Genomic DNA, 26,101 nt, shown 5'->3' with positions numbered 1-26,101 from the left:
TTAATATGCTTTTTCTTCACCTATAAGAATATTTATAACCGTTAAAAAAATAATTTTTAAATCTAAAATTAAAGACCAATTTTCAATATAAAAAATATCATATTTAACACGGTTTATAATATCTTTATCGTCTGCTACTTCTCCTCTATAACCTTTTATTTGAGCTAAACCAGTAATTCCAGGCTTAACACCATGCCTAAAAATAAAATTGAACTTATCTATTTTTTTTGAATACGCATCAGTGTATGATGGCATATGAGGTCTTGGTCCTACAACGCTCATCTCCCCTTTTAAAACATTAATAAATTGTGGAAGTTCATCTATGCTCGTTTTGCGTAAAAATTTACCAATCTTTGTTAGACGCTCATCATTTTGTTTAACATAAGTTCCTCCAACCTCCTTAGTGATATTTAACGACCTATATTTAAAACAATAAAACTCTTTATAATTTATTCCATTTCTTTTGTGCCTGTAAAATAATGGACCTTTAGATTCAATTTTAAGTAAAATAAATATAATTATTGAAAGCCAAGAAAGTATAAATACTATAATAATTAATGAAAATAAAATATCAAAAATTCTCTTTATTAGTTTATTAAAATTGTTATTTAATGAAACTTTTCGAATCGATAAAACAGGAAGGTAATTATAATAGTCTGTATGGAGTCTTTTATTAAATAACTTAGTTGAATTAGGAATAAACTTTATATTACAATGATTTATATTCGCAAATTTGACATACTCATTAACCTGTTTTTCAGTTAATTCATCAATTGCACAATATATTTCATCAACTATTAAATTGCTTTTAAGAAATTGAAAGCTATCCTTTATATTTCCTGTAACATTATCTTTTTCAGAATTACTAAAAGTTGCTAATAAATTGTAACCAAGATCTTTTTTATTATTAAAAACCCTTTGAAGGTCTTTAACATTTTCACCTTTCCCAATGATAACAACATTTCTTAAATTGCCTTTAAAAAATAATCGAAATGCTTTTAGAATATAAAAACTAATAAGCTTAATAATTCCTATAGCAAGAAAAGAAAATGTTAAATATTTTAAAGTTATAAATGCAGATACATTTATACTTCTAAAAGCTCCTTGAAAAGCATAAACAATTATTGCAAAAACAAAAAACTGTTTAAGTAAAAGGTATATTATACTTAAAGCAGAAGTATACCTGTATACCTCATAAAATTTTAAAATAAATGTTGATAATAGCCAAAATAATACTGAATAAATAAGATACAGTAAATACTTATTATTATAAACTTTTGATGAAAAAAAATATAACTCTTGATCGTTAAAATTTAATAAAAAATAGGCTCCAATATTTATAATGAATATATCACAAAGAATCAATCCCGGTCTTAAAAGCCATGAATATCTTCCTCGTATATATTCCATAAATATTTATTTGTTTATATAGCCCGAAAAGTCTTTATGCTCACTTTTATATAACTCTTCTTCTGTTAAACTTTTAAAATAATCAAAGGTAATTTTCATTCCTTCTGCTCTAGAAACTTTTGGTTCCCAATTTAAAAGTTTTTTTGCTAAAGAAATATCTGGTTGTCTTTGCATAGGATCATTAACAGGTAGATCTTTATAAATTACCTTTTGAGTTGTTCCTGTTAATTTTATTATTTCTTCAGCAAAATCGCTAATAGTTATTTCATGAGGGTTTCCAATGTTTACTGGTTCTGCATAGTTACTTAACAATAAACGATAAATACCTTCTACTTGATCGTCTACAAAACAAAACGATCGAGTTTGAGAACCATCTCCAAATATTGTTAAATCTTCTCCTCTCAATGCTTGCCCCATAAAAGCAGGAATAACACGTCCATCATTCAGTCGCATTCTAGGTCCATAGGTATTAAATATACGAACAATACGTGTTTCTAATCCATGAAACCTATGATATGCCATAGTAATGGATTCTTGAAAACGCTTAGCCTCATCATAAACGCCTCTAGGACCAATAGTATTTACGTTTCCGTAATAACTTTCCGCTTGTGGGTGTACTAAAGGGTCTCCATAGACTTCTGAAGTAGAAGCAATAAGCATTCTTGATTTTTTAGCAAAAGCTAACCCTAAAAGATTATGAGTCCCTAATGACCCTACTTTTAAGGTTTGGATAGGTATTTTAAGATAATCAATTGGACTTGCTGGTGATGCAAAATGTAAAATATAATCTAATTTACCTTCGAAATTTATATACTCAGTAACATCATGTTCTATAAATTTAAAATTAGAATGATCATTTAAATGTGCTATATTTTTTTTATCTCCCGTAATAAAGTTATCCATTCCAGTAACATGAAACCCTTCATTAATAAAACGATCGCATAAATGCGAACCTAAAAACCCAGCTGCACCTGTTATTAAAACTTTTTTCATTAATCGTTAATTGATTGTGATAAGAAAAATACTAAAACTATTAATCTTTTTAATAATCCTTTATAAAATTTTATTCTGTAAAAATATTTTAATAATAAACATATATTACTTATTCTTATTTATTATGTTTTTTCCTTTTTCTTTAACATTATCAACTTTTTTTCTAAACCGAATTTTCCTTCTAATATTAGTAAAACTATAATCAAAACGATAAAAAAAATAACCTAATATAATCACTGTAACACCTAAAATTGTTACTAACCAAAAATTATAAGACGCGCTTCCCAATATAATAAAGAGATAAACAAAAATTAGATTAAAACCTCCTATTATTAAACTTGCTTTTCTATGAGATATTTTAAAATAATCAATCAAAATATGATGTGTATGGTTTCGATCCGCAGAAAAAGGACTTTTCTTATTTGCTATTCTTATAGTAAACACCCTTGCTGTATCAAACAAAGGAACAATTAAAATACTAATTGCAATTAAAGGTATATTTTCTATTAAAAAAGGTAAACTATCATATTTTTCTGGAGTTAAAGACAAAAATTTCAATGTTAATATGCTAATAATAAAACCAACTATAAGCGATCCTGTATCTCCCATAAAAATCTTGTCATTATTTAGAGATAAATTATACTTTAAAAAAGCAATTAAACATCCGTTTAATGATAAACTAAGTAAAAGAAAAAAATATTCTTTTGTCATGTAAAATATAGTTGTATAGATTATTAGTATAATAACACCAACAATAGCTGCTAAACCATCTATTCCATCTATTAAATTGTAGGCATTAATAATTGTAAGCATTATAAAACCAGCCATTAAATAGTATATATAAATGGGTATTTCATTAATTCCTAAAAAGCCATTTAATGAATGGATAGTAAAACTTTCATTACTTATAATAAATGTTAAAGCTATTATTTGTGCAATTAATTTTGCATAAGGAGAAAGTACCACCAAATCATCTTTTAATCCTATAATAAAAAGAATTGTTAAGCCAGGTATTATAAATATAGATTCATCATATTCACACCAATTTCTAAGAAAAAAAAGAACAAAAATTAAAGTATAAAAAAAAGACACACCTCCCAAGGTTGGAGTTCTCTTAATATGTGAACTCCTTTTATTAGGCTCATCCATGAGCTTTTTGTACTCAACCAGACGTATAATTTTAGGAATTGTTAAATATGTGATAACATATGCTCCTACAAAAAAAAAAATGGGATAATAAAATGGCATTATATTATTATTTATAACAAAAATACAAAGATTGTTCTAGTTTATTACCAATAAACTAGAGACAAATCATTATTTGCTAATAAAATCTAACATTTTTTTTGCTAGATTTTTTCTGTTAAAATCTTTTTTCAAACATTTAAAGTTCTCCTTATCAAAGGATTTCACTTGTATCTCTTTAAGTTTTTTTATAAAATCTACTTCGTTTTCTGGAATAAAAGAGACTCCAACATTATAGCTTTCAATCAATTTTTTTGCCTCTCCTTCAACTCCCAATAAAATTGGTTTTTCCATAGCACCTAATTCAAAAATTTTAGATGGTAAAACGTGTTTAAACGTGTTTGTGTTTTTTAAATTCACTAAGGCTATATCTAAAATTGATATATAACTTGCAACCTCTGATTTTTTAACAGATGGTAACATTGTAACATTATGTAATTTTAGTACTTCTTTTAATTGCAATAATTCTTCTTTTTTGGCACCATCTCCTAAAAACAAAAAATGAATTCTATCATCTGTAATTTTCTTAGCGCATTTAAAAATAAAATCTAATCCATGAGCCATACCATGTGTCCCAATATACCCAACGATGAATTTATCTTCAAGATCCATTTTCTTTAATAACACAATATCTTTAATAGTAGGGGAAAATAAATCACTATTAACACCATTTTTAATAACTTTGATTTTTGTCTCAGCTACCCTGTGCTTAGCTATTAGTATCTCTTTAAACGAATCTGTAACCACGACTATCTTATGAGCACTTTTATACATCCTTTTTTCTAAGTGCTCGAAAAATTGAATTATAATACCTTTATTCATTGCTCCAACCGCTTTAATTGATTCAGGCCATAGATCACGAACTTCCATTATCCACTTCTTATGCTTCCAAAAAGACAGCCACCTACCTGATAATGCTGTAAAAAATTGTGGTGATGTTGCAATTATTATATCAGTTTTAACAAAAAGTCCAATAATAAAAGAAGATACCATAAAACTTAAATAATCTAAAATTCTTTTTACAAAACCTTTATTTTCTGAAATATACGTCCATACTCTAATTACTTTAATACCATCAATCTCTTCTGTTTGAAATAATTTATTTTTATACCCTTTAAACACTTTCCCTTTAGGAAAGTTTGGAGCACATGTAATTACTGTAACTTCCACTCCTTTTTTTACCCACTCTATACAATGCTCATAAGTCCGTGTTGCTGGAGCATTTACTTCTGGAGGAAAGTTATCTGTTAAAAATAATAATTTCATAAATCTATTTGTGTTGTTAATGAAGAATTAAAATATACCATAATTTTTTTTGCCTGACTTGTTTTATTAAATCCAATAGCATAGTTATAATATTCAATTTCAATTTTTTTAATGTTTTCACAAAAAAACATACTTATTTTTTCATCTAAAAGCCGTACTTTATTTTCAAAAATTTTTATGTTTTTTATATCTGGATGAAAATGAAAAAAAGCAATTTGTACTTCATTAATTTTTCTTGAAAAGGAATCATTTATAATGATACTTGTATTTTCTACCTTAAATTTTCTTGTATGAAAAATATTTAAAGACCTATACCCATTATGTGTTGCTTGTACTTCTTTTTTTCTTTCATTAAAATTGCTAATTATTGCTCGATTTGCTACTCTAAATCCTCCCCAAACCTGAGACTGTTCCTTTTTTCCAATTTTAACTGTATTATGCGATGCCGTTTCTCTTTCTAATTGACGAAGTTTATTTTTTTCATACGTCGAAGTACCCAAATCAACAATTATAGGTTTATTCTTTACATATAATTCAAAACTGAAAGTATCTGAATGTGCATGTCCTGGTTGATATGTTGGACCAATATTCCCAACATCTACAAAAAGTTCATAGTTCTTTTCTTTAAAGGTTCTATACCCAGAATCTGAAAGCTTGATTAATTGCCATTTTAAGTCAATACTTTTCGCATAATTAAATATCTCTTTAGAGCTTGGAGCTATCCCATAAGCAGAATCATTTACCATTGGGATATTTCCATTTTTATAAGTTATAGTTTGTAACCAAGAAAGCATTTTAATAGCTTTTTCCTTTAAAAAGGAAAATAATTCATCTTGCTTCCAATTATTTAATTGAATTAGATTGATACAATCTAATAAACGATATAATAAAATTTGATGATACATTGGTGATAACTCAAAATGTGCTCCATCATCTAATACCTGCTCGTTAAGCTCACCTATTAATATGTTTTTTGCTTTTTTATAAAAGATTTCATCTTTAAAATAATAAGCTCCAAAAAACAAAGAATAACTATTTTCTAACAAGTGATTACCGAGTAGATGATATTCTAAATTATGTATTAATATTTGATAATGATTATATAGAGTCTGATTAATTGATTCATTTAAAATTTTATTTCTTGATATAAACTTTATCCAATTAATACCTCTTAATGAAATTGGGTAAGGTTCTTTTCCATCTTTAAGAAGATGATCATTTTCAATAAAATTTTTAATTAAAAGAACTCCTTGTTCAACAGCTATATCTTTTTGATTTAAAAAATCAAAATAATTTAAGTTATAAGTCCATAGCTTACCATATTTAGGATAATTCCAATCAATTTTATCACTAAACTCTTTAATAATATTAAGAAAAGTGAATCCATTAGATCCTATAAAACTATTTGAATATAAAATAAAATCTGTCCATACTAAAGGCTCAATACTATTTTCTAATTTCTTATTATAATCCCATTTGAAAAACTTATTTCTTATAAAATAATATAGGCGATAATAAATTTGTTTAAATTTAACATATTTAAGAGTATTTAAAATCTTTTTAATATCCATAAAATCCTATTTAATTATGCTTCTTTCTTTATTTGAAATAATTCCTACAAAAAAAAGTACAGGCAATATTCCTGCCTGTCTACTTAAAAATGGTTCAATTAAACAGATAATAAAAACAAATCCAGTATAAAAAAAAAGAACAATATTTTTTTCTCGATAACTCTTATAAAAAAGGCAAATAAATATACTTACAAAAAGCACAAAACCTATTACCCCCATACCTATATATGACTTTAAAAATTCATTATGTGGATCATACACTCCTTTTTCTATTAGATATGAGTAGTTATATTTAATTAATTTTTCCTTTATTACATTATCAATATCACCAACTCCATAACCAAAAAAGGGTGACTCTCTAATTAGTTCTATTGAACATTTAGAGTATTGATAACGTTCAATTAAACTTCCTTCTCTATTTTCTGACACAACACTTATCTCATTAATAAAATGATTAAATCTAATTTTAGAAAGATAAAACCCTATACAAATTATTACAACTGAAATAAACAAAATTGAAACTCTCATCTTTATAGAGCTTTGTCTAAATTTTTTATAGAATTTATAAAATAATAGAATTATTAAAAGAATAACGGATATTTTAGACTGTAGCAAAAAAATCACAAAAACAAATATAAATGATAGTAAGTATTGATATTTAATAATGTTATTATAAAAAAAAATGAAGAGAAGACAAGATAAAAGAGAAAAAGAAAAATACAATCTATGAGCATCAAAAGGAAAAAAATTAACACTACTATGATAAGAAATATAACTAAAAGTTTCTAAGCTTATTCCTTTATTTATTGTCTTTTCAATAAAGTACATTTTTTCATTTACAAAAAATGATATTAAATTTCCAAAACATATCAGACACACTAAAAAATTACTAATAATAAAAATTTTAATTATTTTATCAGAAGGCCATTTTTTAAATAAAAGAAATAATAAAGGAGCTACAATAAAAAAGGCTCTGTGTCCTATACTTTTAATACCATTTGAAAAATCACTTGACCAAATTAATGATAACGATTGCCATATAAATAGAAAAACAAAAAACATAAAAGAGTATTTATATTTATAAATATTCTCTTGAATGTTTAATTTATTAAATTGAAATAATCCAACTAAGACCATTAGGCCAATAAAATACGATAAGACATAAAAATCTAATGGTAAAAAAAAGGTAAAAATACCGCTTACTAGTAAAACTACATGATCAATATATGTTTTTGATCCATTAATTATTTTAATGTAATCCATTCTTGCCTTTTTAAAGACTCTATAGCTGCGAAAGAGGCTCTTGTTGTATTTATTATTTCATCAAAAGAGATTATAGGAGTTCCTCCTATTTTTTGGTGCTTAATAAGCTCAGCAAACTGATTATAATGCCCTTTATCTTGTTTGCTTGATATATTATTCTTGGTTTTAAAACCAAATGACTTTAATTTTCTCCAATTGTCCATAACAAGTGTACGTTCTTGAGAATAAACTTCAACACGTTCCTTAGAATAAGACTTACTACCATTTGAAAAATAATTTATTACAGCATTAGATCCATTTTCATACTTTAAAAGGATACTAGCATTATCTGTATTTTCTTCAGGGCTAGTCCCCATAGCATTCATACAAACGGCTTTTACTTTACTACCAGTAAAATAAGAACATAAGTCTATATAATGGCAAGCTTCACCTATAATTCTTCCCCCACCAACTTCCATATCATGAACCCAAACCTCAGCTGGTATAAAACCAGCATTCATGGTTGCTACAATGTTAATAGGTGTATTATCACTTCCCAAAAGTTTTTTCATTTTCTTTGCAATGGGGGCAAAACGCCTATTAAAGCCTACCGAGACATTTACATTTTGTTTATTATATGCCTCAATAATTTCTTCTAATTCAACATTGGTGAGTGCCAATGGTTTTTCAACAAATACACTTTTATTTGCTTTTATAGTTTCTAAAACCATAGTAGCATGCATATTATGCTGTGTTGTAATTAAAACTAAATCAACATCTTCATCTTTTAAAATCTCCTGATAATTTGAAGTAGACTTAGCAATATTATGCTGCTTTGCCATAATAGTAGATGATAGCCCCCCAGAACTAGCAATATATTTTACATCTGCATTAATCTTTTTTAGACTAGGAAGGATAGTAGAACTCGTGAAGTTTCCTGATCCTACAATACCAATAACACCTTGTTTCCCTTCAAAGGATTTTTCTAAAATTTCAACTGTAGATTTTGGCTCTTCGGTTATATTATACTCTATAATAGAAGCTATAGATTTAGAGTTTTTCATGTCTCCATAAATCTTCTTATAATCCAGCAACGAAATACGCTCAGTAATTAAAGGTTCAACATCTAAAGTCCCTTTTGAAATAGCTGAAAGTACAGCTTCAAAATTTCTTTTCTCTGTCCACCTAACATGCCCTACTGGATAATCATGTCCTTTTTGCTCATACTCTTCATCATATCGTCCTGGACCATAAGAACAAGATACTTGAAAAGAAATTTCCTTTTTAAAAAAATCAGCCCTACTTATATCGAGCCCAATAACACCAACAAGAACAATTCTACCTCTTTGCCTACACATATTAGCAGATTGAGAAATAATTTCATTACTTTTATTAGAAGCCGTAATAATAACACCATCGGCACCAATACCGTTAGTATAAGATTCTACAAATTTAACTTGATCAGTTCCTTCTCCAGGGTTTACAGCTATTATTCCTTTAGCTTTAGCAATTTTTATTTTTTCTTTATCAAAATCAAACCCTATTACATTACAGCCATTTGCTAATAATAACTCAGCAGTTACTAAACCTATAAGTCCCAAACCAACAACCACAATGGTTTCTCCAAAAGTTGGATTTATCAACCTTATACCTTGTAAACCTATGGATCCTATTACTGTAAAACAAGCCTCTTCATTTGTTACATTATCTGGAATTTTTGCTGCTAAATTTTTCGGAACATTAACATATTCTACATGATTTCCATTAGATGCTACACGGTCGCCCACTTTAAACTCTAAAACACCTTTACCAACAGCGACAACCTCTCCTACATTACAATAACCTAATGGTAATGGTTGATTTAGTTTGTTAAAAACAGCATCTATAGTTGGTTTTAAACCATCTGTTTTCACCTTATCAAGAACCATTTTTACTTTATCTGGTTGCTGACGAGCTTTCTGAATGAAATTTGCTTTACCAAATTCAACCAGCATTCTTTCAGTCCCTAATGACACTAAAGATTTTGTAGTTTTAATAAGCACATGACCCGATTTTACCATAGGCACTGGTACTTCTTCCAAAATGGTTTCTCCGTTTTTAAGGTCTTGTATGATTTGTTTCATTTATTGATTTTCTAATTTTTATTACTGTTTCTTGTTCTTTCCTTTTTGCTAAAAATTGTATTCTAATCTTACGAGATTTCTTTTATATCTATCTAAAGCAAACCTAATTTATAAGAACAAATTAAATTTTGTATTGATTATATCACCTTTTCATTTATTATCTAATACTTCTAATAATGTGTTTTTAAGTTCTATATGCTCTTTTGAATAAACATAAATATTTTCAGGAAGTTTAAATACATTCTCAGTCCAAGTCCTAATTTCTTCTTGGTTTAAGTTGCTCAAAATATCTGCAACTTTTTCTATATTCTTCTCTAAAGGAATTATTTTTCCCAAATTATATTTCATTACAGAAGCTGAATCTCCACTATTTTCTAGACTAATCATAGGTTTTTTATAACATAAGCTTTCGTAATACCTATTTGTTCTAGCCCATTTCCAATTCCATTCTGTTTTTTTTGGAAATGGATAACATGCCCAAACAATATCTACTTTTCCGTATAACGAAGGAAGGTCTTCGGGAGATTTATATTCACCTAAATAATTAATGCTGTTTATTTCTTTAGATTCAGTAAATAAATCTATTGAATTAATTGGATAACCAGCAACAATAATTTCTATTTTATCTGAGTTTTCTTGAGCCAATTTTTTAAGAACTTGCCATGACCAATGACATCTTAATAAACCAAAATAACCTATTGTAATTTTGTTATTATTTGGTTTAATAGTATTGGCAAAATAATTATGCTCTAATTTGTTTTCTAAAATTAAAGAAGGAACATTGGTTTTCAACCATTTCCTATAATACTCATCTACAAACCCTTTTGCTGTTGCTATCAATAAAGAGCATCTACTTAAAAAAAACGCATCAATCTTTCTAATAAAAAAGCCTTTAATTCCACTCTTTACTTGAATTTTTCTTATATCTCCTGTTTCGAGAACTATCTTTTTTCTCAACCCAAAAGATGCAATTACTGCCATATAAGCCATATCTGAACCTGAAGCATAAATGATTTTGCAATCTTTTATTTCGGCTCTTAAAATTGGTAAAGCATAGATTATTTTGAAAATTCTTAAAAGAAATTTGCCATGAGATATTTTTCCAAGAATTTTAACTTCACAATCTGGCATTCGACCCTGATGGTAATCTCTTTGAAAGGCAGCAACTCTAACATTAAATCCCCCTTTTTTTAGCATCAAAATTCTTTTTGAATTTCTGGGTTGACCTAAAACAGGCAATACGCACAAAATATTGATTTTTTGTTTTTCCATATTTTTTATGAAACTAAATAATCTACTTTATAAATGTTAAAAGATAAACTGAAATGGTGAACATTGGTTTTCTCCTTTAAAAATTTTATACAAAAACATGATAATTTGCGTAATAATTATGACATATATTATCCAAAAATTTTTTGATTTACCAAAATAGTATGCTAAAGCTGCTAAACAAAAAATTTCAAACCAAAAAAACAAATATGTAACTCTCCCTAATATACTATATTTCCAAAAGAAATTAAACACGAAAGCTCCAATAAAAAACAAATTATAATAAATTTTCATCCTTGGTATTTTCTTAATAATATCATTAGAAAATAAGATAATAAGAAAGCCTACGGTAAAAGTGTAAAAATTACCTAACCCTCCTGATGTGGGATTACTGAAATCATCTAGAAACCATTCCGTATAATGCTGGTATTTAGGGAATAATTCAAGCCCAAAAACAATTAAATCTCTTATGTCAATTTTATTACCTAAAATATATGACAAAGTGTATACAATTAACCATCTTGGATTAGTAAAAGAAATTTTGTTAACAAAAAAATAAAATGGGTATATCAGTAATATGCTCGTATGAAAAGATGAAGCAAAAAGGATGTAAACAGTAAATTTAATAAGTGATTTTTCTTCAATGAACTTTATAGCATACATAAATATTACCAAAGCTATTGTTTGACGCATACCATTCATAGAAGCAAAGAAAAAACCTGTAGTAAAGGCAAAAAATAAACCCCATTTTAAAAGTAAAGGAAAAACTTTAAAGCTTTGAATGAAAAAATACCAAATAAATATTGCAATAATTGTGAAAAGCACCCAAGCGCTAATATTATAATGAATCAGAGTTCTCATAAGGGTTCTATACCCAAATTCGTATCTTTCAATTTTAATCCAACGAAGCTTTGCTGCATATTCAATATCCCCAAGGTAATCATTACGATAGCCCATATAATCTACTCCCACATCATACCTCAAACCAACTATTAAAACTAATAATAAAAAGCCAACTATTATAGGCCAACGCCAAAAAACAAATGACTTTTCATTAGTCTCTAAGTTATCATTTGAGCGCAAGAGTAATTTATTATTATGGGCTGCAGCTGTAAATAATAACACCAATAAGAAAATATATACACTATATGCTAATAACATAAAAATTTACTATTTTGCCTTAATATATTGTTTAATTTTAAGCAAGATTTAATTCCTCCATAATATCTAACAATTTTTTCTTTTCTTTTCCCCAATTAAAAACATTTCGGGCTTGTAAAGCATTTTCTATACATTCATTATAAAAGGGGAGGTCTTCAATTAATCTATCAATAGCCTTTGATATTTCAACAATATTTTCTGGGTTGACCAAAATTCCAGATTTTGATATATCATGAACGTGATTTATTTCAGGAAAATCACTTGCTATATAAGGCACTCCGACCATAATACTTTCATAAATTTTATTTGGAGCTGCTAAATAGAAGCTTATGGAAACGTTTTCTATAAGTACAATACTTACATCTGCACTTTTAGTCCAAAAAAGCAACTCTCTCCAAGGGACAGCTGGAATAATATATAGCCTTTTAAAATTGATTTTTTTTGCTAAATCAATTAGCTCTTTTTTGTAGGCAGGAGTAATAAAACCTAAAAGCACTAAACAAAAATTTTTTGATTTTGCTTTAGAGCAGGCCTCTATTGCTACCTCTATTCCCCGTCCATAATTTATTAACCCTTGATATAAAAGGATTTTTTGTTGTTTTGGTATTTGAAATTTTTCTCTAATTAGATTACTTCTAGGGATTTCTTCAAGTAAAGGCACATTTCGTATTACTTCTACTTTGCTAAGCTTATACCACTTTTCCATTAACTTTGCCCTTTCAACATCGGCAGCAATAACACTTTTTGCGCTTTTAAGTATCCCTCTCTCAATTCTTATTACAACATTGTTTAACTTTCTGTTTAATTTTTCATTACCTACTCGTTTTCTATCTCCTTCTAATTCATTTGCAGAATAAACTAATTTTGCTCCGGTGAGTTTTGAAATAATATAAGCAATAATTAAATCCTCAACACCAATTGCAATGTATATGTCTGCCTTTTGTTTTAGAGTTTTAAAAAACAACCTTGTTAAACCTTCAATGATTCTTAAAATTGAAAAAACGGAACTTTTTAAGACCCTTGATTTAATATCAATATAAATCATTTTATAAGTATAGTTCTCTCTTTTTGTTTTATCTCTTGGAGCTATACTTAAAACTGTAACGTAATAATTTCCTGTTTCCTGAAGAGCTAATGCTGTTCTGTGAATTCTTGATATATATGTAACATCGCCAGCTCGTAGAATACAAATCTTTTTTTTCATCAAGTAATAGGTTTTTTTTGCCAAATCACATCTTTAAATTTAGCATATCCTTTTATATAACCATAATCAGATTTATAGGTTCCAATAATAACTAAACATATTATCTCAATTATATCATTTAGGTTAGTTTTGTTATTTCTATTTTTTCTAAATTCTTTTAATGTGTCTTGAATAAGGTTATTCAATAAAAACTTCCGAAAAAATAAACCCAAACTAATCACTAACAAAATTAGAGCGGTTTTAAAAAAAACAACTATAAGAGGAATAGAAATTAAAAATAAGAATGGAGAAAGTATAAATAATATACTTTTAAACATTTTCATATAGATACTTGACATAGGCCTTTCAATAAAAAAATCTATTGCTATAGTAAAATAACCATTTTCAAATCTTGTATTTAACCATGCTTTTCTATTTGGAGGTTGAAAATGTTTTACTATCATTTGTTTAGATCTACCTTTAACCAATTTTTCTTTGGCCTTTGCAAACAAGGCTGTTTCATCCCCTCTATATGTAAACTCTGGTTGAAATCTTCCTATATCATTTAAAAATGATTTTCTGAATGCCATATTAGTCCCTATAACGGAACCTTCATCCTTCATATATAGAGAAAAAATACTATCCTGAATTAGTTTCGCAAATATCACGTTTTTATTATACAACTCAACCTCTCCTCCTAAACAATTAACTTTAGGGTTATTTTCAAAATAATGAACTATAGTACTCAGATAATCTCTATTAGCAGTTGCATCTTCATCTATATAAACAATTAAATCAGCAGTACTTTTTTCTATTCCAAAATTTCTAGCTATACTTAATCCTTCATTTTTTTTTCTAAAATATTTAAAAATTGAAGTCTCTGATGTTACTTTGGTTTTTATGAAATTATTAATAATTTGTGATGATTTATCTTTCGAACCATCATCAACTATAAGAACTTCAAAAAAATGCCTTTCTATATCTTGATTTAATAAACTTTCTAATGCCGCTGTAATCGTTTCTTCTCCTCCATAACAACAAATTATTACAGAAATTTTAGGTTTACTATAAGTAGTTGATTTCATAAAAAATTAATTATCTAAATAACCTGTATAATAATTTTCTAGATATTCTTTTAGCGAAACTTTCCAATCTCTCATTTTATTAACATTTCTAAGATCTAATTTTTTAGTAACCAAGCGTTCTGAAGCTGGTCTTTCAGCAAAATATTCTTGCTTAAAATAATCGGAAGTAACCGGAGTAATCTTAATTTCATAAGGCAAGTCAAGCATATCTACCAAACTCTTTGCCACATCAAATCTACTTGTTTGACCACCACAAACCATATTATATAGCCCCCAATACTCATGCTTCAATAATTCTTTAACAGTATTTGCAAAATCATGTGTATAAGTTGGAGTACCGTCTTTATCATTAACAATGAATAGTTCTTTTGAACCATTTTTTATCTGTTTCATTAGTTTCTGAATAAATTTTTTGTCTTTTTTGGGACCTGACCCCATCATCCAGCCTGCTCTACAAACCAAAAATCTATTTGCATTTTCACAAACAAACCTTTCTCCCATATATTTTGACCTAGCATAAACTCCTAATGGATTTGGTATATCCCAATCATCATACAAATCTTGCTTCCCATCAAAAATACCAGCTGTACTTATATACAGTAATGGAATATCTAATTCATTAGCTATTCTTACTGCATTCTCAACAGATAAGGTGTTTGTTACATATGTATCATCTGAATTTTCCTCACAATATTCCAAATCAGTATATGCCCCTAAATGGAATAAATAATCTGGTTTAAAATCTAATACATCATTTCTATAAGCTTCAAAATCTCTAAAATCTAAAAAAGATAACCAGTCTTCATTTACATCCTTATCTGTACATTTTATAAAATATTCGTCTTTAAAAATGTTATAAAATCCTTCTCCTAGCATTCCGCCAGAACCAGCAATGTAAATTTTCTTCATAATATTTAATTTAAATTAATATTTTCAATATAAGCTTCAAAAATAAGATGTTCTATGAAACTAATAACATTTTTTTTAGTAATAAATATATTTGACTTAACTCTAATTTATCAATTTTTTGTTTCTTACTTTCTTTACTCCATAGAACACATGTGCCATAAGTAGACTGAGTGTTTGGTTTGTAACCATGCATACCTTTGAAAGGTTTATCACTATGAAAAAAATCAGGAAAAATCAAAACGCCTTCATTTACCCACCAACAAATATCACCATATCTAATATCATTAATAGGAATATCATATTTAGATGCAATTTTTTCATCTAAAACATCTCCGTTTTGAGTAAAAAAATCGTTCGTTTTCAATTCTCTCTCAAATATTTCTCTTGAGTTACTAGTAAAAAACCACATTCTCATTAAAGTTGAATCTAAAAAAAATATAAAATCTTTTCCAATTTTTAAATTAAATTTTTTAGAAATATCTAAAACATGCATTTTTACATCAATACTCTTTTTTACTTCAGACATTCCATGGTCACCTAAAAAGACAAAAGATGTTTCTGGATCATTCTTTAAGAATTCACCAACACTATTTTCAATTAAATTATCCAATTCTTTTATTTCTCCCTTTATCTTTTTTGAGCTTGGACCGTGAGAATGCCCAATTGAATCTGCTGTATTAATATAAATTGGAATAAATAGATTGTTTTTTGATTTACTAGCTTCTAATGCAATCTTTATTCTTTCAAAATCATTCTTAGTAGAAACAGCACCTAAAGAAGTAAAAGCCTCCATAAAAGTGTCAAACCCCATATCTTTAACTATTTTAAAAAGAGATTCCTTTCCCTTAATAACACCTTGTTTGTGCAATTCAATGGCGTCTTCCGTTAAATTAAAATATTTCAAAAAAGATAATGGAATTTTATATGGTTTTAACTTCTCTGAGGATCCAATAAACTTAAAATAAATTTTATTTAATACTTTTTGAAGTAACGAATCAAAACTATTTTTATTTTTCTTATTAATTACATATACAAGAAGCGATAATTTTTGCTCAATCCACCCCAATAAACTTAAAAAAAACCTATTGTTATACGCTCCGTTTTCTTGATCAAACCCAATAGCAGTAAAAAAACCGGATTCATTAGGCTTTAGTCCAAAAAAAATCTCAGTTCTTTCGCAAAACCCAGCACTTGGTATAAGTTTTTTTATATACACACCTTCTTTAGATTTTTTATAAAGAAAAGGTGTTTGTTCTTTTGAAACATACTCTTCTTTAAAAGCATCTAATAAAAAAAAAACTACTCTCATATATCCATTCGTAATTTAGCTATTAACAACCTTAATTCATTCCAATTTAAATTATCAATATCTTCTGAATTGTTTAACTTCTTGATCAATTCTCTTGATTTTTTAATTAGATTTTCTTTTTCTTTACCTTCTCTTAAAAATGCATCGACTAAATAAGATTGTGCAATCTTTACTTTTGTTTGTTGAATATACTTAAAACTTCTAGTTTTAACTACCGATTTTAATAAAATTAACCATTCTGAAGTTGAAAATAATACTGATTTTTTAACGGTATAAGGCCCTGTAATTTTTTTATTATAATAAATACTTAAAACATTATACATCTCTTTTAAAAAAAGATTTGTTATTTCTAGATACATTTCTTTTAGTTCACTAACAGATATTATTTTATCTTTAGGGTTACATTTTTCTTCAATAGCCCATTTGGTCCATTTAATAAAATTCGTTTTATCATTAAATATTTCAATTACTTTTTTACACCTTTTTTTATAACTAGAATTATAATATTTTTTTTGTAATAATAAAACATCTACAACTGCTAGTATTGCTTTTGCCATTTGATTTCTAAAAAACCTTACCTCTTCTCCTTTCAATTCTCTTTCAAAACCATCAACAGGAAGAGACCCTAAAAAAGCCCATATTCTAGTAAAGTATAATGTTTCGGCTTCTTTTAAAGATAAGTTAGCACTATTATAATCTGGAATATTATCTAAAATATTTTTATCGCCATAAATAACACGACTTCCATTTTTTAAATCAAAATTAAAAATTGTTAGTTTTAACTCCCGAAGCTTTTTCTTTGTTTTTTGTGAAATATCAATCCATTTTACATCCAGCTTTTTATTTAACTCAATGGTTATTTTATTAATAATTGATTGATCCAGTAATTCATTAACAACTAAAACTAAATCAAAATCATTGTAAGTTCTAATGTTATTTTCAGCATCAAGAAAAAAAGCTCCTTCTCCTCTACCATAACTACCGTATAAAACAACTGAAATTATTTGTTTATTAGTAAATCTCAATATTTCACTATTAATAATAGTAATTTCACTATTTAATTTCTTTATTTTTTCATCTTCTTTCAAAACTCTCATTTACTACCTTTTTAATATATTTAGCATCAACCCTTTTAACACTTTAAGACTCATTACATGAGCTTTAATAAACTCCTTTAATTCAACGTGTATTAACGGGAAAATTAAAAATTTCCACATAGGTATAAAGTAAATAATCATTGTAGTACTCATAGCTATTGCTACTCCTTCAATATTGTATCTTGACCCTATTAAAATTGTAATAGGCATAATTATAAAAGTAATTAAAAACCAATAAAATTCCATATTAGTCTTTCCAGTAGCAATTATTAAACTACCTAAAGGAATTCTTATTGAAACAAAAAACATGTAAACAGCTAAGATTCTAACTAATATTATAATATTTTCATAACCTATACCATAAAATAAATTTACAATTGGGGCTGCAAAAACTATAAAAACAAAGTATATAGGAAAGCTTAGTGATGAAACAAGTTTTACGGTTTTTAAATAATTATCTCTTAAAGCTACTTTATCATTTTTAACTAATGATAAAACTGGAGCCATTACCTTCATTACGATAGGCCGAATAACCCTAAGAGGCCTATCAACTAATTGCTTTGCTAAACTATAGCCCCCTAGAATCTCCGTTCCAAAGATATTTCCGACAATAAGAATGTCAATTTCTTTATTAAAATAATTTATTATTTGACCACCAATATTAAAGATACCTATTTTTAAAAAAGGTCTAGTATCTGGTAAGTTAAAATAAAATTTAAAAACATTATTTTTTATGCCTTTTATGAAGTAAAATAATCCTCCAGATATAGTGTAAAAAAGGCTTGAATACACTAAAGCATATACCCCAAATTCTAAAAGAGCAAGTAATATTGCCAAAATTAATGAAAATGCTGAAGAGACAATATCAACTATCGCTAATAATTTAAAGTTTAATTTTTTCTGCTCTATTGTTCTAAACTGAGAACCAAGTGCATTAAAAACAAGGCCAGAGGCCATCAAGGGTATAAGAAGTTCCAATTCTGTTTCATTGTAGGCTAACGATACAAATGGTGAAATTAAAAGTAAAATAAGAAATAGAAGTATGCTAAAACCGATATTTAACCAAAATAAACTTGCATATTCTGATTTTGAAATTTTATCTACATGAAGTATTGCAGTGGTAAGACCTAAATCTATAAAAAGAGTTATAAAGCCTAAAATAAATGTAACAATTGCCATTAATCCAAAATCAGCAACATTAAGTAACCTCGTTAAAATAGAAGCCTTTAACACTGCAGAAACTGCAACAAAAATAGTTGAAACGGACATCCATTTTACACCAGAAACACTTTTACTTTTAAGATTCATTATTTATTCTAGGTTGCAAATTGCTTCTTTTAAACTATCTCTCCAATGAGGAATCTCTAATTCAAAAGTGTTTTTAATTTTTGTTTTATCTAGAACACTAAATTTTGGGCGTTTAGCTGGAGTTAAATAGTCTTCTGATTTTATTGGAGTTATCTTTATTTTTGTACTTGTCTCATCAAAAATTGCTTTTGCAAAATCATACCAACTAGCTACTCCTTCATTACTATAATGATATGTTCCAAACTTATCATTATTCCCTAATATAAACTGTAAAATAATTTTAGCTAAATCCTTTGCATACGTTGGTGTTCCTATTTGGTCAGAGACAATATTAAGAAAATCTCTTTCTTGCCCTAATGTAAGCATAGTTTTCATAAAGTTATTTCCGTATTCAGAATATAACCATGATGTTCTATATATAACATGTTTCTCTAAAGTTGAAATAGCTGCAATTTCCCCATTTAACTTCGTAAGTCCGTAAATACTTAAAGGATTTGTTATATCAGTTTCTTTATAGGATGTTGATTTATTTCCATCAAAAACAAAATCTGTAGATATTTGGATAAAAATTGCATTATACTTTTTACATGATTCTGCCAAATACCTAACTCCTTCCTCATTTACACTTACCGCCAATTCTTTATTAGATTCAGCTTTGTCTACATTCGTATATGCAGCGCAATTAATACAATAATCTATTTGTTTGCTTTCGAAAAAATTAATTACTTCTCCATTATTTGTAATATCAAGTTCATCAGAATCAACGAAAATAAAAGAAAAGCCATCTATTTTTTTAGCTAAATACTTTATACATGAAGCTAATTGCCCTTTACCTCCAGTTACTAATATATTTTTCAAAATATAGCATTTTTTAGAATTGGTAAAACAAGATCCTTATCAGAAACTATTAATTGATTTTCATTCATTCCCCAATCAATATTTAGTTCGGCATCATTATAAATAATTCCTCCCTCTGCTTTTTTATTATAAAAATTATCACATTTATATGAGAAAGTAACAGTATCACTTAATACTAAAAATCCATGAGCAAATCCACGAGGAACAAAAAGTTGTTTTTTATTACTTCCTGATAATTTTATTGCAATATACTGACCATATGTAGATGATTTTTTCCTAACATCAACAGCAACATCCAAAACCTCTCCTTTAATCACCCTAACTAACTTAGCTTGTGCATATTCACCTACTTGATAATGAAGCCCTCTTAAAACCCCTTTGGAAGAAAAAGATTCGTTATCTTGAATAAAAGACACCTCCTTTTTTATTAATGCATTAAATTTTTTTTGATTAAAACTTTCAAAAAAATAGCCTCTATCATCTTTGAAGATAGTTGGTTCTATAATAAAACAGTCTTTTAATTTAGTTTCTTTAATTATCATTTAATAGTCCTAATAAGCTCTTACCATATCCGCTTTTTAACAATGGTTTGGCAAGTGATTTAAATTCTGATTTTGTAATATAGCCCATTTCAAATGCAGCAACTTCAATTGAGCCTATTTTTAAGCCCTGTCTTTCCTCTATGACTTCAACAAACTGAGAAGCTTGCATAAGAGATTGAAATGTCCCAGTATCTAACCAAGCTGTTCCTTTATCTAAAATACTTACTTTTAACTTTTCTTGAATTAGAAATTCTTTATTAACATCTGTTATTTCAAGTTCTCCTCTTTTACTAGGCTTAATATTTTTTGCAACTTTTACTACAGAATTATCATAAAAATAGATACCTGGAACAGCGTAATTAGATTTAGGATTTTCAGGTTTTTCTTCAATAGAAATGGCTATATTATTTTCATCAAACTCAACAACACCATATCGTTCTGGGTCATTAACCCTATATGCATAAATAACTCCCCCGTTTGGGTCATTATTATTCTGCAAAAGTTTCGATAAACCTGTTCCATAAAAAATATTATCTCCTAATATAAGAGCAACTTTACTATCTCCAATGAAAGATTCTCCAATAATAAACGCTTCAGCTAAACCATTTGGAGCTTCTTGTACAGCGTAGTCAAATTTACATCCATACTTTTTACCATCTCCCAATAAATCCTTAAAGAGATCTAAGTCTTTAGGCGTTGATATAATTAATACTTCGTTTATACCTGAATACATTAATGTAGAAAGCGGGTAATAAATCATTGGTTTATCATAAATAGGCATTAATTGCTTACTTACTGACAACGTTAAAGGATGTAATCGTGTCCCAGAACCTCCTGCTAAAATAATTCCTTTCATATTAATTATATTGTTTTTTATAATATGATTGGTATTCTCCGCTAGTTACATTATTAAGCCAATCTTCATTATTCAAATACCAATCTATTGTAATAGAAAGGCCTTCCTCAAAAGTTACTGAAGGTTTCCATCCTAATTCTTTATTTATCTTAGATGCATCTATAGCATATCTTAAATCGTGTCCTGGTCGGTCTTTAACATAAGTTATTAGTTTTTCTGATGATCCTTGAGATTTATTTAGTTTAATATCCATTTGAGTGCATAATAACTTAACTAAATCAATATTTTTCCATTCATTAAACCCACCAATATTATACGTTTCTCCTACAATTCCTTGATGCAAAACCAAGTCAATAGCTCTAGCATGATCAATTACATATAACCAATCTCTTGTATAATTACCATCTCCATAAACAGGTAATGATTTATTATTAATTATATTATTTATAAAAAGAGGAATCAACTTTTCTGGAAATTGATTTTGTCCATAATTATTAGAACAATTTGTTATCACATAAGGTAATCCATATGTTTCACCATAAGCTCTTACAAAATGATCTGAACTAGCCTTTGATGCAGAATAAGGAGAATTCGGATCGTATGAAGTTGTCTCAGTAAATAACCCTGTGTCTCCTAAAGTTCCATATACTTCATCAGTACTAATATGGTAAAAAAGTTTGTTTGAAAAATCGTCTTTCCAATACTTGTTACAAGAATTTAATAAATTTATTGTTCCAATTACATTTGTTTCGACAAAAGCTAAAGGGTCTTTAATAGATCTATCTACATGAGATTCTGCCGCAAGATGTATTACATTATCAAATTTATATTTTTGAAAAAGCTCATTAACAAAACTTTTATTTCTAATATCTCCTTTTATAAATTTATAATTTGATTTTTGTTCAACGCTTTTTAGGTTTTCTAGATTTCCTGCATAAGTTAGAGCGTCTAGATTAATGACATTATATTGAGGATACTTATCGACAAATAATTTCACAACATGAGACCCAATAAACCCTGCGCCACCTGTAATTAAAATATTATATTTATTCATAATTTTATGATATCTGCAATTCTTTTAAACTAATGTCTTTTTTATATAAAACTAAGTTACTTTCTAACTCCACAAAAATCCAAAATAACTTTACTATCATCAATTTGTATAGTTTTAAACTCTTTATGTGCAACTAAAAACACAATAATATCTGCTACTTCTACAGCTTTTTGGTAATGAGTAAGTTTAAAAACAGTATGTGTTTCTATATTTGGCTCAACAATATAATACTCTTCATTATTCGCATTTTGAAGCACTCTTTGAGCAATATATTTAGCTGGGGATTCTCTTAAATCATCAATATCTGGCTTAAAAGCTAACCCCATGATAGCAACACTTGGTTTTCTACCTTTTTTTAACTCAAATTCTAACCTTGTAGTTTGAACTTTTTCTGCGCACCAAAATGACTTATAATTATTAATCTCTCTAGCTTTTCCAATTATTTTAGATTCCATTGGATAATCAGCTACAATAAAATAAGGGTCAACAGCTATACAATGACCACCTACACCACACCCCGGTTGTAGGATATTAACTCTAGGGTGTTTATTTGCTAAAGCAATTAATTCCCAAACATTAATACCAGCTTTATCACAAATAAGAGATAACTCATTAGCAAAGGCAATTTGAACGTCTCTAGAAGAGTTTTCTACTAGTTTACACATCTCTGCTGTTCTAGCATTAGTTTTGTGTAAATCACCTTTAATAAATTGGCTATAAAAAACAACAGCTTTTTCAGTTGACACCTCATCAACACCACCAATAACACGATCGTTATGAACAAGTTCATACATTACATTCCCAGGTAAAACACGTTCAGGACAATATGAAATATAAATTTTATTCTTTAATTCTGGTCGTTCTAAATAAATTAAATTCATCATCTTCTCTGTGGTTCCAATAGGAGATGTTGATTCAATTATATATAAATCATCTTCTTTTAATAATGGAATTATAGCTTTTGTAGCTGACTCAACAAATGAAATATCAGGTTCGTTTTTAGCCTTAAAAGGTGTAGGTACGACAATAAGATATACGTTAGCTTCAACAGGAGTGGTTGAAGCTTTTAGATAACCTTTTTTTACCGCGTTGGCAACAGCTAAATCTAATTCTGGTTCTACAATATGTATTTCTCCTGCATTAATAATATTAACCACTTTCGGATTGACATCAACTCCATGGACAAATATTTTATTTTGTGCAATTAATGCTGCAGTAGGTAGGCCAATATAACCTAATCCAACCATAACAACTTTTGGGTTATTATTCATATACTATAATTTCAATATAAAGTTAACTATTTTTTCACAAGCTTTACCGTCTCCATAGGGGTTGTGCAACTTAGACATAGAATTATAAAATGTATTACTTTTTAACAACTTATTTGTTTCGTTTACTATTTTAGTTGTATTTGTTCCTACTAGGAGCACTGTTCCTACCTCTACTGCTTCTGGTCTCTCTGTTGTATCTCTCATAACTAAAACTGGTTTCCCTAAACTTGGAGCCTCTTCTTGCACCCCTCCACTATCTGTAATAATTAGGTATGATTTATCCAATAACCAAACAAATGCGGGGTATGATAATGGGCTTATTAATTTAATGTTATTAATTTCGTTTAATAATTCATAAACGGGTTTTTGTACATTCGGATTTAGGTGAACAGGGTAGATAATTTGGATATCTTCATGCTCTTCTGCTATTTGTTTTAAAGCTTTACAAATATTAATAAACCCTTGTCCGTGATTTTCTCTTCTATGCCCTGTAACTAAAATTAATCGTTTAGAATCTTTAATTATCGCTTTAAGTCTTTCTATCTCTAAGTCTGAGTATTTAGGAGAATTAACCTTTTTATTACTAAATTGAAGCGCATCTATAACGGTATTACCAGTTACTAAAATTGACTCATTAGGGACATTTTCATTTAATAAATTATCTTTTGATGTTATAGTCGGAGCAAAATGATAATCAGAAATACGCCCAGCAATACTTCTATTTATTTCTTCAGGAAAGGGAGATAGCTTATTAAATGTTCTTAACCCTGCTTCAATATGACATACTTTGGCTCCAGAATAAAACGCAGCAATACTAGTCGCCATTGTTGTTGTTGTATCTCCATGAACATAAACAAAATCTGGTTTAAATTCTTCTAAAACAGGTTTAATATTCGTAATTATATCCGCTGTTAATGTATACAAATTTTGGTTTGGCTTCATTAAATCTAAATCGAAATCTGGCGTAATTTCAAAAAAAGAAAGCACCTGATCTAGCATTTCTCTGTGCTGAGCAGTTATACAAACTTTTGTGCTAAACTGATTAGAATACTTCAAGAATTCTTTGACCAAAGGAGCCATTTTTATAGCTTCTGGCCTAGTCCCAAAAACAATCAAGTTTCTCTTTTTCATTTACTCAAATTTAGATAAAACACTACCTTTTGGTTGCTCGTAAAACATATAATATTTCTGACATGTATTAAAATCTTAGATAAAATCAGGCTCAATAAATCCAATTCATCCAATTATAAAAAAATTTATAACTTCTATTTAAAGTTTTGATTGATTTTTTAAGAAATCCCCTAAGCCTACAACAGAAAAAACTAACAAAGTTATTACGGACAAAACTATTGGCAAAACAAACTTCTTTTTATCAGTCCATTCACTAATATCATAACCTGATTCAGGAAAATTAGCTAAAACATTAATGATGTTTTTCTGGATGGCTCTAGTGCTATCTATTTCTCTCCTAAGGTTTTCATACGTTAATCTTTGTTTTAATACTTTAGACTCATCAACAATTAAACTTCCTCCTGTTGATTCTGCATCTCCTAAATAAAGATTAGTTCCAGATCCAGGTGATTGTTCTTTTTGGGATTCATTTATCCTAATTTTCAAGTATTCAGTAGCTAAAGAATCTGTTTTTTCTACTTGTATACGGAGTGAATTCTCTTTCTTGTCTAATATTTCTAGATTAGATTTAAGCATATTATCTAAATAATCATTATTTGAAAGTCCCTTAACAAAAGATTCTTCAATTTTTTTATAGATATTTCTATCAGTAGACATCACTCCTATTCGATGTATAGAATAATTATATGGTGTTAACGATTCTTTATACCTCTTGTAATTCATTTCTAATCGAGAAATCGAATCTAATTTCAGATAAAACTCAGAATACATCGAAGCTATATTATTTTCATCTAAATCAGCTTCAATATAAAACCCTTTTAAATGAGAAGCTTCTTTTGAATTAATATTTAACCTTCTAGCTAACTCCATAGTGTCTTTATCTATATTAGCTAATTGATGAAATTGTTTTACATTTTCATAAACCTGTCTAGCAGATTTAAAATTAGTTTGAATATACATATTTGCTCCATATGATTTGTTAGAGTTTTTATCAATAAAAAACCCAACAACAACACCTATAATAACAGCACCTGCATACCAAACCAAACGTTTATATATATGTACTAATAGTAATAAAAAAACTTTATATATGCCACTAAAAATACTACCAATAAACTTAAAAAGCCTATCAAAAGCATTACCAATAAGTTTAAACAACTGTCCTAAATCTACTTCTTCAGATTGTTTCGGTTGTGGAGATTCTTTACTCATAATTTT

The 26,101-nt window shown here is 27.8% G+C and carries 22 protein-coding genes; all 22 read right to left on the bottom strand.

Features of this window, described 5'->3' with window-relative positions; genetic code table 11:
* Nucleotides 1–1,410, bottom strand: a complete 1,410-nt coding sequence (locus ACH5TX_RS13155) for an exopolysaccharide biosynthesis polyprenyl glycosylphosphotransferase (protein WP_439339959.1) — start codon at nucleotides 1,408–1,410, stop codon at nucleotides 1–3.
* 6 nt (nucleotides 1,411–1,416) lie between these two features.
* Nucleotides 1,417–2,403 (bottom strand): UDP-glucuronic acid decarboxylase family protein, encoded by a 987-nt coding sequence (locus tag ACH5TX_RS13150; RefSeq protein WP_439339958.1) that lies wholly within the window; start codon nucleotides 2,401–2,403, stop codon nucleotides 1,417–1,419.
* A 105-nt stretch (nucleotides 2,404–2,508) separates the two neighbouring features.
* Nucleotides 2,509–3,552, bottom strand: a complete 1,044-nt coding sequence (locus tag ACH5TX_RS13145) for an MraY family glycosyltransferase (RefSeq protein WP_439339957.1) — start codon at nucleotides 3,550–3,552, stop codon at nucleotides 2,509–2,511.
* 168 nt (nucleotides 3,553–3,720) lie between these two features.
* Complete coding sequence (locus ACH5TX_RS13140) at nucleotides 3,721–4,914, bottom strand: glycosyltransferase family 4 protein (RefSeq protein WP_439339956.1); 1,194 nt, start codon at nucleotides 4,912–4,914, stop codon at nucleotides 3,721–3,723.
* Nucleotides 4,911–6,485, bottom strand: coding sequence for a heparinase II/III domain-containing protein (locus ACH5TX_RS13135; RefSeq protein ID WP_439339955.1), 1,575 nt, complete (start codon nucleotides 6,483–6,485; stop codon nucleotides 4,911–4,913). The genes ACH5TX_RS13140 and ACH5TX_RS13135 overlap by 4 nt, the downstream gene beginning before the upstream one ends.
* Before the next feature lie 6 nt (nucleotides 6,486–6,491).
* The gene (locus tag ACH5TX_RS13130) at nucleotides 6,492–7,748 is read right to left on the bottom strand and encodes an O-antigen ligase family protein (protein ID WP_439339954.1); all 1,257 of its coding nucleotides are present in this window, start codon (nucleotides 7,746–7,748) and stop codon (nucleotides 6,492–6,494) included.
* Nucleotides 7,730–9,850, bottom strand: a complete 2,121-nt coding sequence (locus tag ACH5TX_RS13125; RefSeq protein WP_439339953.1) for a bi-domain-containing oxidoreductase — start codon at nucleotides 9,848–9,850, stop codon at nucleotides 7,730–7,732. Before ACH5TX_RS13125 ends, ACH5TX_RS13130 begins: the two co-directional genes overlap by 19 nt.
* A gap of 150 nt (nucleotides 9,851–10,000) precedes the next feature.
* A complete protein-coding gene (locus ACH5TX_RS13120) occupies nucleotides 10,001–11,047 on the bottom strand; it encodes a glycosyltransferase family protein (RefSeq protein ID WP_439339952.1) in 1,047 nt (348 codons plus the stop codon).
* A 111-nt stretch (nucleotides 11,048–11,158) separates the two neighbouring features.
* Nucleotides 11,159–12,280, bottom strand: a complete 1,122-nt coding sequence (locus ACH5TX_RS13115; RefSeq protein WP_439339951.1) for an EpsG family protein — start codon at nucleotides 12,278–12,280, stop codon at nucleotides 11,159–11,161.
* Nucleotides 12,281–12,317: 37 nt separating this feature from the next.
* Nucleotides 12,318–13,484, bottom strand: coding sequence for a glycosyltransferase (locus ACH5TX_RS13110; RefSeq protein ID WP_439339950.1), 1,167 nt, complete (start codon nucleotides 13,482–13,484; stop codon nucleotides 12,318–12,320).
* Complete coding sequence (locus ACH5TX_RS13105; protein ID WP_439339949.1) at nucleotides 13,484–14,548, bottom strand: glycosyltransferase family 2 protein; 1,065 nt, start codon at nucleotides 14,546–14,548, stop codon at nucleotides 13,484–13,486. Before ACH5TX_RS13105 ends, ACH5TX_RS13110 begins: the two co-directional genes overlap by 1 nt.
* Before the next feature lie 6 nt (nucleotides 14,549–14,554).
* Entirely contained in the window at nucleotides 14,555–15,457 is a 903-nt protein-coding gene (locus ACH5TX_RS13100; protein ID WP_439339948.1) for an SDR family oxidoreductase, read from the bottom strand.
* A gap of 52 nt (nucleotides 15,458–15,509) precedes the next feature.
* Nucleotides 15,510–16,766 carry an alkaline phosphatase family protein gene (locus ACH5TX_RS13095; RefSeq protein WP_439339947.1) on the bottom strand — a complete coding sequence of 419 codons (1,257 nt, stop codon included), beginning with the start codon at nucleotides 16,764–16,766 and terminating at the stop codon, nucleotides 15,510–15,512.
* Nucleotides 16,763–17,863 carry a hypothetical protein gene (locus ACH5TX_RS13090; RefSeq protein WP_439339946.1) on the bottom strand — a complete coding sequence of 367 codons (1,101 nt, stop codon included), beginning with the start codon at nucleotides 17,861–17,863 and terminating at the stop codon, nucleotides 16,763–16,765. Before ACH5TX_RS13090 ends, ACH5TX_RS13095 begins: the two co-directional genes overlap by 4 nt.
* Before the next feature lie 3 nt (nucleotides 17,864–17,866).
* Nucleotides 17,867–19,171 carry an MOP flippase family protein gene (locus tag ACH5TX_RS13085; protein ID WP_439339945.1) on the bottom strand — a complete coding sequence of 435 codons (1,305 nt, stop codon included), beginning with the start codon at nucleotides 19,169–19,171 and terminating at the stop codon, nucleotides 17,867–17,869.
* A gap of 3 nt (nucleotides 19,172–19,174) precedes the next feature.
* Nucleotides 19,175–20,029 carry a dTDP-4-dehydrorhamnose reductase gene (gene rfbD / locus ACH5TX_RS13080; RefSeq protein WP_439339944.1) on the bottom strand — a complete coding sequence of 285 codons (855 nt, stop codon included), beginning with the start codon at nucleotides 20,027–20,029 and terminating at the stop codon, nucleotides 19,175–19,177.
* Nucleotides 20,026–20,571 carry a dTDP-4-dehydrorhamnose 3,5-epimerase gene (gene rfbC / locus ACH5TX_RS13075; RefSeq protein ID WP_439339943.1) on the bottom strand — a complete coding sequence of 182 codons (546 nt, stop codon included), beginning with the start codon at nucleotides 20,569–20,571 and terminating at the stop codon, nucleotides 20,026–20,028. The genes rfbD and rfbC overlap by 4 nt, the downstream gene beginning before the upstream one ends.
* A complete protein-coding gene (gene rfbA, locus ACH5TX_RS13070; protein WP_439339942.1) occupies nucleotides 20,561–21,427 on the bottom strand; it encodes a glucose-1-phosphate thymidylyltransferase RfbA in 867 nt (288 codons plus the stop codon). Before rfbA ends, rfbC begins: the two co-directional genes overlap by 11 nt.
* A gap of 1 nt (nucleotide 21,428) precedes the next feature.
* Nucleotides 21,429–22,481, bottom strand: a complete 1,053-nt coding sequence (rfbB, locus tag ACH5TX_RS13065; protein WP_439339941.1) for a dTDP-glucose 4,6-dehydratase — start codon at nucleotides 22,479–22,481, stop codon at nucleotides 21,429–21,431.
* A 56-nt stretch (nucleotides 22,482–22,537) separates the two neighbouring features.
* Complete coding sequence (gene wecC / locus ACH5TX_RS13060) at nucleotides 22,538–23,752, bottom strand: UDP-N-acetyl-D-mannosamine dehydrogenase (RefSeq protein WP_439339940.1); 1,215 nt, start codon at nucleotides 23,750–23,752, stop codon at nucleotides 22,538–22,540.
* A gap of 3 nt (nucleotides 23,753–23,755) precedes the next feature.
* Nucleotides 23,756–24,883: a non-hydrolyzing UDP-N-acetylglucosamine 2-epimerase gene (gene wecB / locus ACH5TX_RS13055; RefSeq protein ID WP_439339939.1), complete on the bottom strand. Its 1,128-nt coding sequence runs from the start codon at nucleotides 24,881–24,883 to the stop codon at nucleotides 23,756–23,758.
* A gap of 138 nt (nucleotides 24,884–25,021) precedes the next feature.
* Nucleotides 25,022–26,095, bottom strand: coding sequence for a hypothetical protein (locus ACH5TX_RS13050; RefSeq protein ID WP_439339938.1), 1,074 nt, complete (start codon nucleotides 26,093–26,095; stop codon nucleotides 25,022–25,024).
* Nucleotides 26,096–26,101: the final 6 nt, after the last annotated feature.

The organism is Thalassobellus citreus, from assembly GCF_044385915.1.
GTDB lineage: Bacteria > Bacteroidota > Bacteroidia > Flavobacteriales > Flavobacteriaceae > Thalassobellus > Thalassobellus citreus.
Note: the sequence above shows the minus strand (reverse complement) of the source record. Positions and strands in the feature narration are given on the sequence as shown.

Bases quoted from the DNA above. Each gene is read 5' to 3' on its own strand.
- ACH5TX_RS13155 (WP_439339959.1), bottom strand. From the start codon at position 1,410: ATGGAATATATACGAGGAAGATATTCATGGCTTTTAAGACCGGGATTG.
- ACH5TX_RS13150 (WP_439339958.1), bottom strand. From the start codon at position 2,403: ATGAAAAAAGTTTTAATAACAGGTGCAGCTGGGTTTTTAGGTTCGCAT.
- ACH5TX_RS13145 (WP_439339957.1), bottom strand. From the start codon at position 3,552: ATGGATGAGCCTAATAAAAGGAGTTCACATATTAAGAGAACTCCAACC.
- ACH5TX_RS13140 (WP_439339956.1), bottom strand. From the start codon at position 4,914: ATGAAATTATTATTTTTAACAGATAACTTTCCTCCAGAAGTAAATGCT.
- ACH5TX_RS13135 (WP_439339955.1), bottom strand. From the start codon at position 6,485: ATGGATATTAAAAAGATTTTAAATACTCTTAAATATGTTAAATTTAAA.
- ACH5TX_RS13130 (WP_439339954.1), bottom strand. From the start codon at position 7,748: ATGGATTACATTAAAATAATTAATGGATCAAAAACATATATTGATCAT.
- ACH5TX_RS13125 (WP_439339953.1), bottom strand. From the start codon at position 9,850: ATGAAACAAATCATACAAGACCTTAAAAACGGAGAAACCATTTTGGAA.
- ACH5TX_RS13120 (WP_439339952.1), bottom strand. From the start codon at position 11,047: ATGCTAAAAAAAGGGGGATTTAATGTTAGAGTTGCTGCCTTTCAAAGA.
- ACH5TX_RS13115 (WP_439339951.1), bottom strand. From the start codon at position 12,280: ATGTTATTAGCATATAGTGTATATATTTTCTTATTGGTGTTATTATTT.
- ACH5TX_RS13110 (WP_439339950.1), bottom strand. From the start codon at position 13,484: ATGAAAAAAAAGATTTGTATTCTACGAGCTGGCGATGTTACATATATA.
- ACH5TX_RS13105 (WP_439339949.1), bottom strand. From the start codon at position 14,548: ATGAAATCAACTACTTATAGTAAACCTAAAATTTCTGTAATAATTTGT.
- ACH5TX_RS13100 (WP_439339948.1), bottom strand. From the start codon at position 15,457: ATGAAGAAAATTTACATTGCTGGTTCTGGCGGAATGCTAGGAGAAGGA.
- ACH5TX_RS13095 (WP_439339947.1), bottom strand. From the start codon at position 16,766: ATGAGAGTAGTTTTTTTTTTATTAGATGCTTTTAAAGAAGAGTATGTT.
- ACH5TX_RS13090 (WP_439339946.1), bottom strand. From the start codon at position 17,863: ATGAGAGTTTTGAAAGAAGATGAAAAAATAAAGAAATTAAATAGTGAA.
- ACH5TX_RS13085 (WP_439339945.1), bottom strand. From the start codon at position 19,171: ATGAATCTTAAAAGTAAAAGTGTTTCTGGTGTAAAATGGATGTCCGTT.
- rfbC (WP_439339943.1), bottom strand. From the start codon at position 20,571: ATGATAATTAAAGAAACTAAATTAAAAGACTGTTTTATTATAGAACCA.
- rfbA (WP_439339942.1), bottom strand. From the start codon at position 21,427: ATGAAAGGAATTATTTTAGCAGGAGGTTCTGGGACACGATTACATCCT.
- rfbB (WP_439339941.1), bottom strand. From the start codon at position 22,481: ATGAATAAATATAATATTTTAATTACAGGTGGCGCAGGGTTTATTGGG.
- wecC (WP_439339940.1), bottom strand. From the start codon at position 23,752: ATGAATAATAACCCAAAAGTTGTTATGGTTGGATTAGGTTATATTGGC.
- wecB (WP_439339939.1), bottom strand. From the start codon at position 24,883: ATGAAAAAGAGAAACTTGATTGTTTTTGGGACTAGGCCAGAAGCTATA.
- ACH5TX_RS13050 (WP_439339938.1), bottom strand. From the start codon at position 26,095: ATGAGTAAAGAATCTCCACAACCGAAACAATCTGAAGAAGTAGATTTA.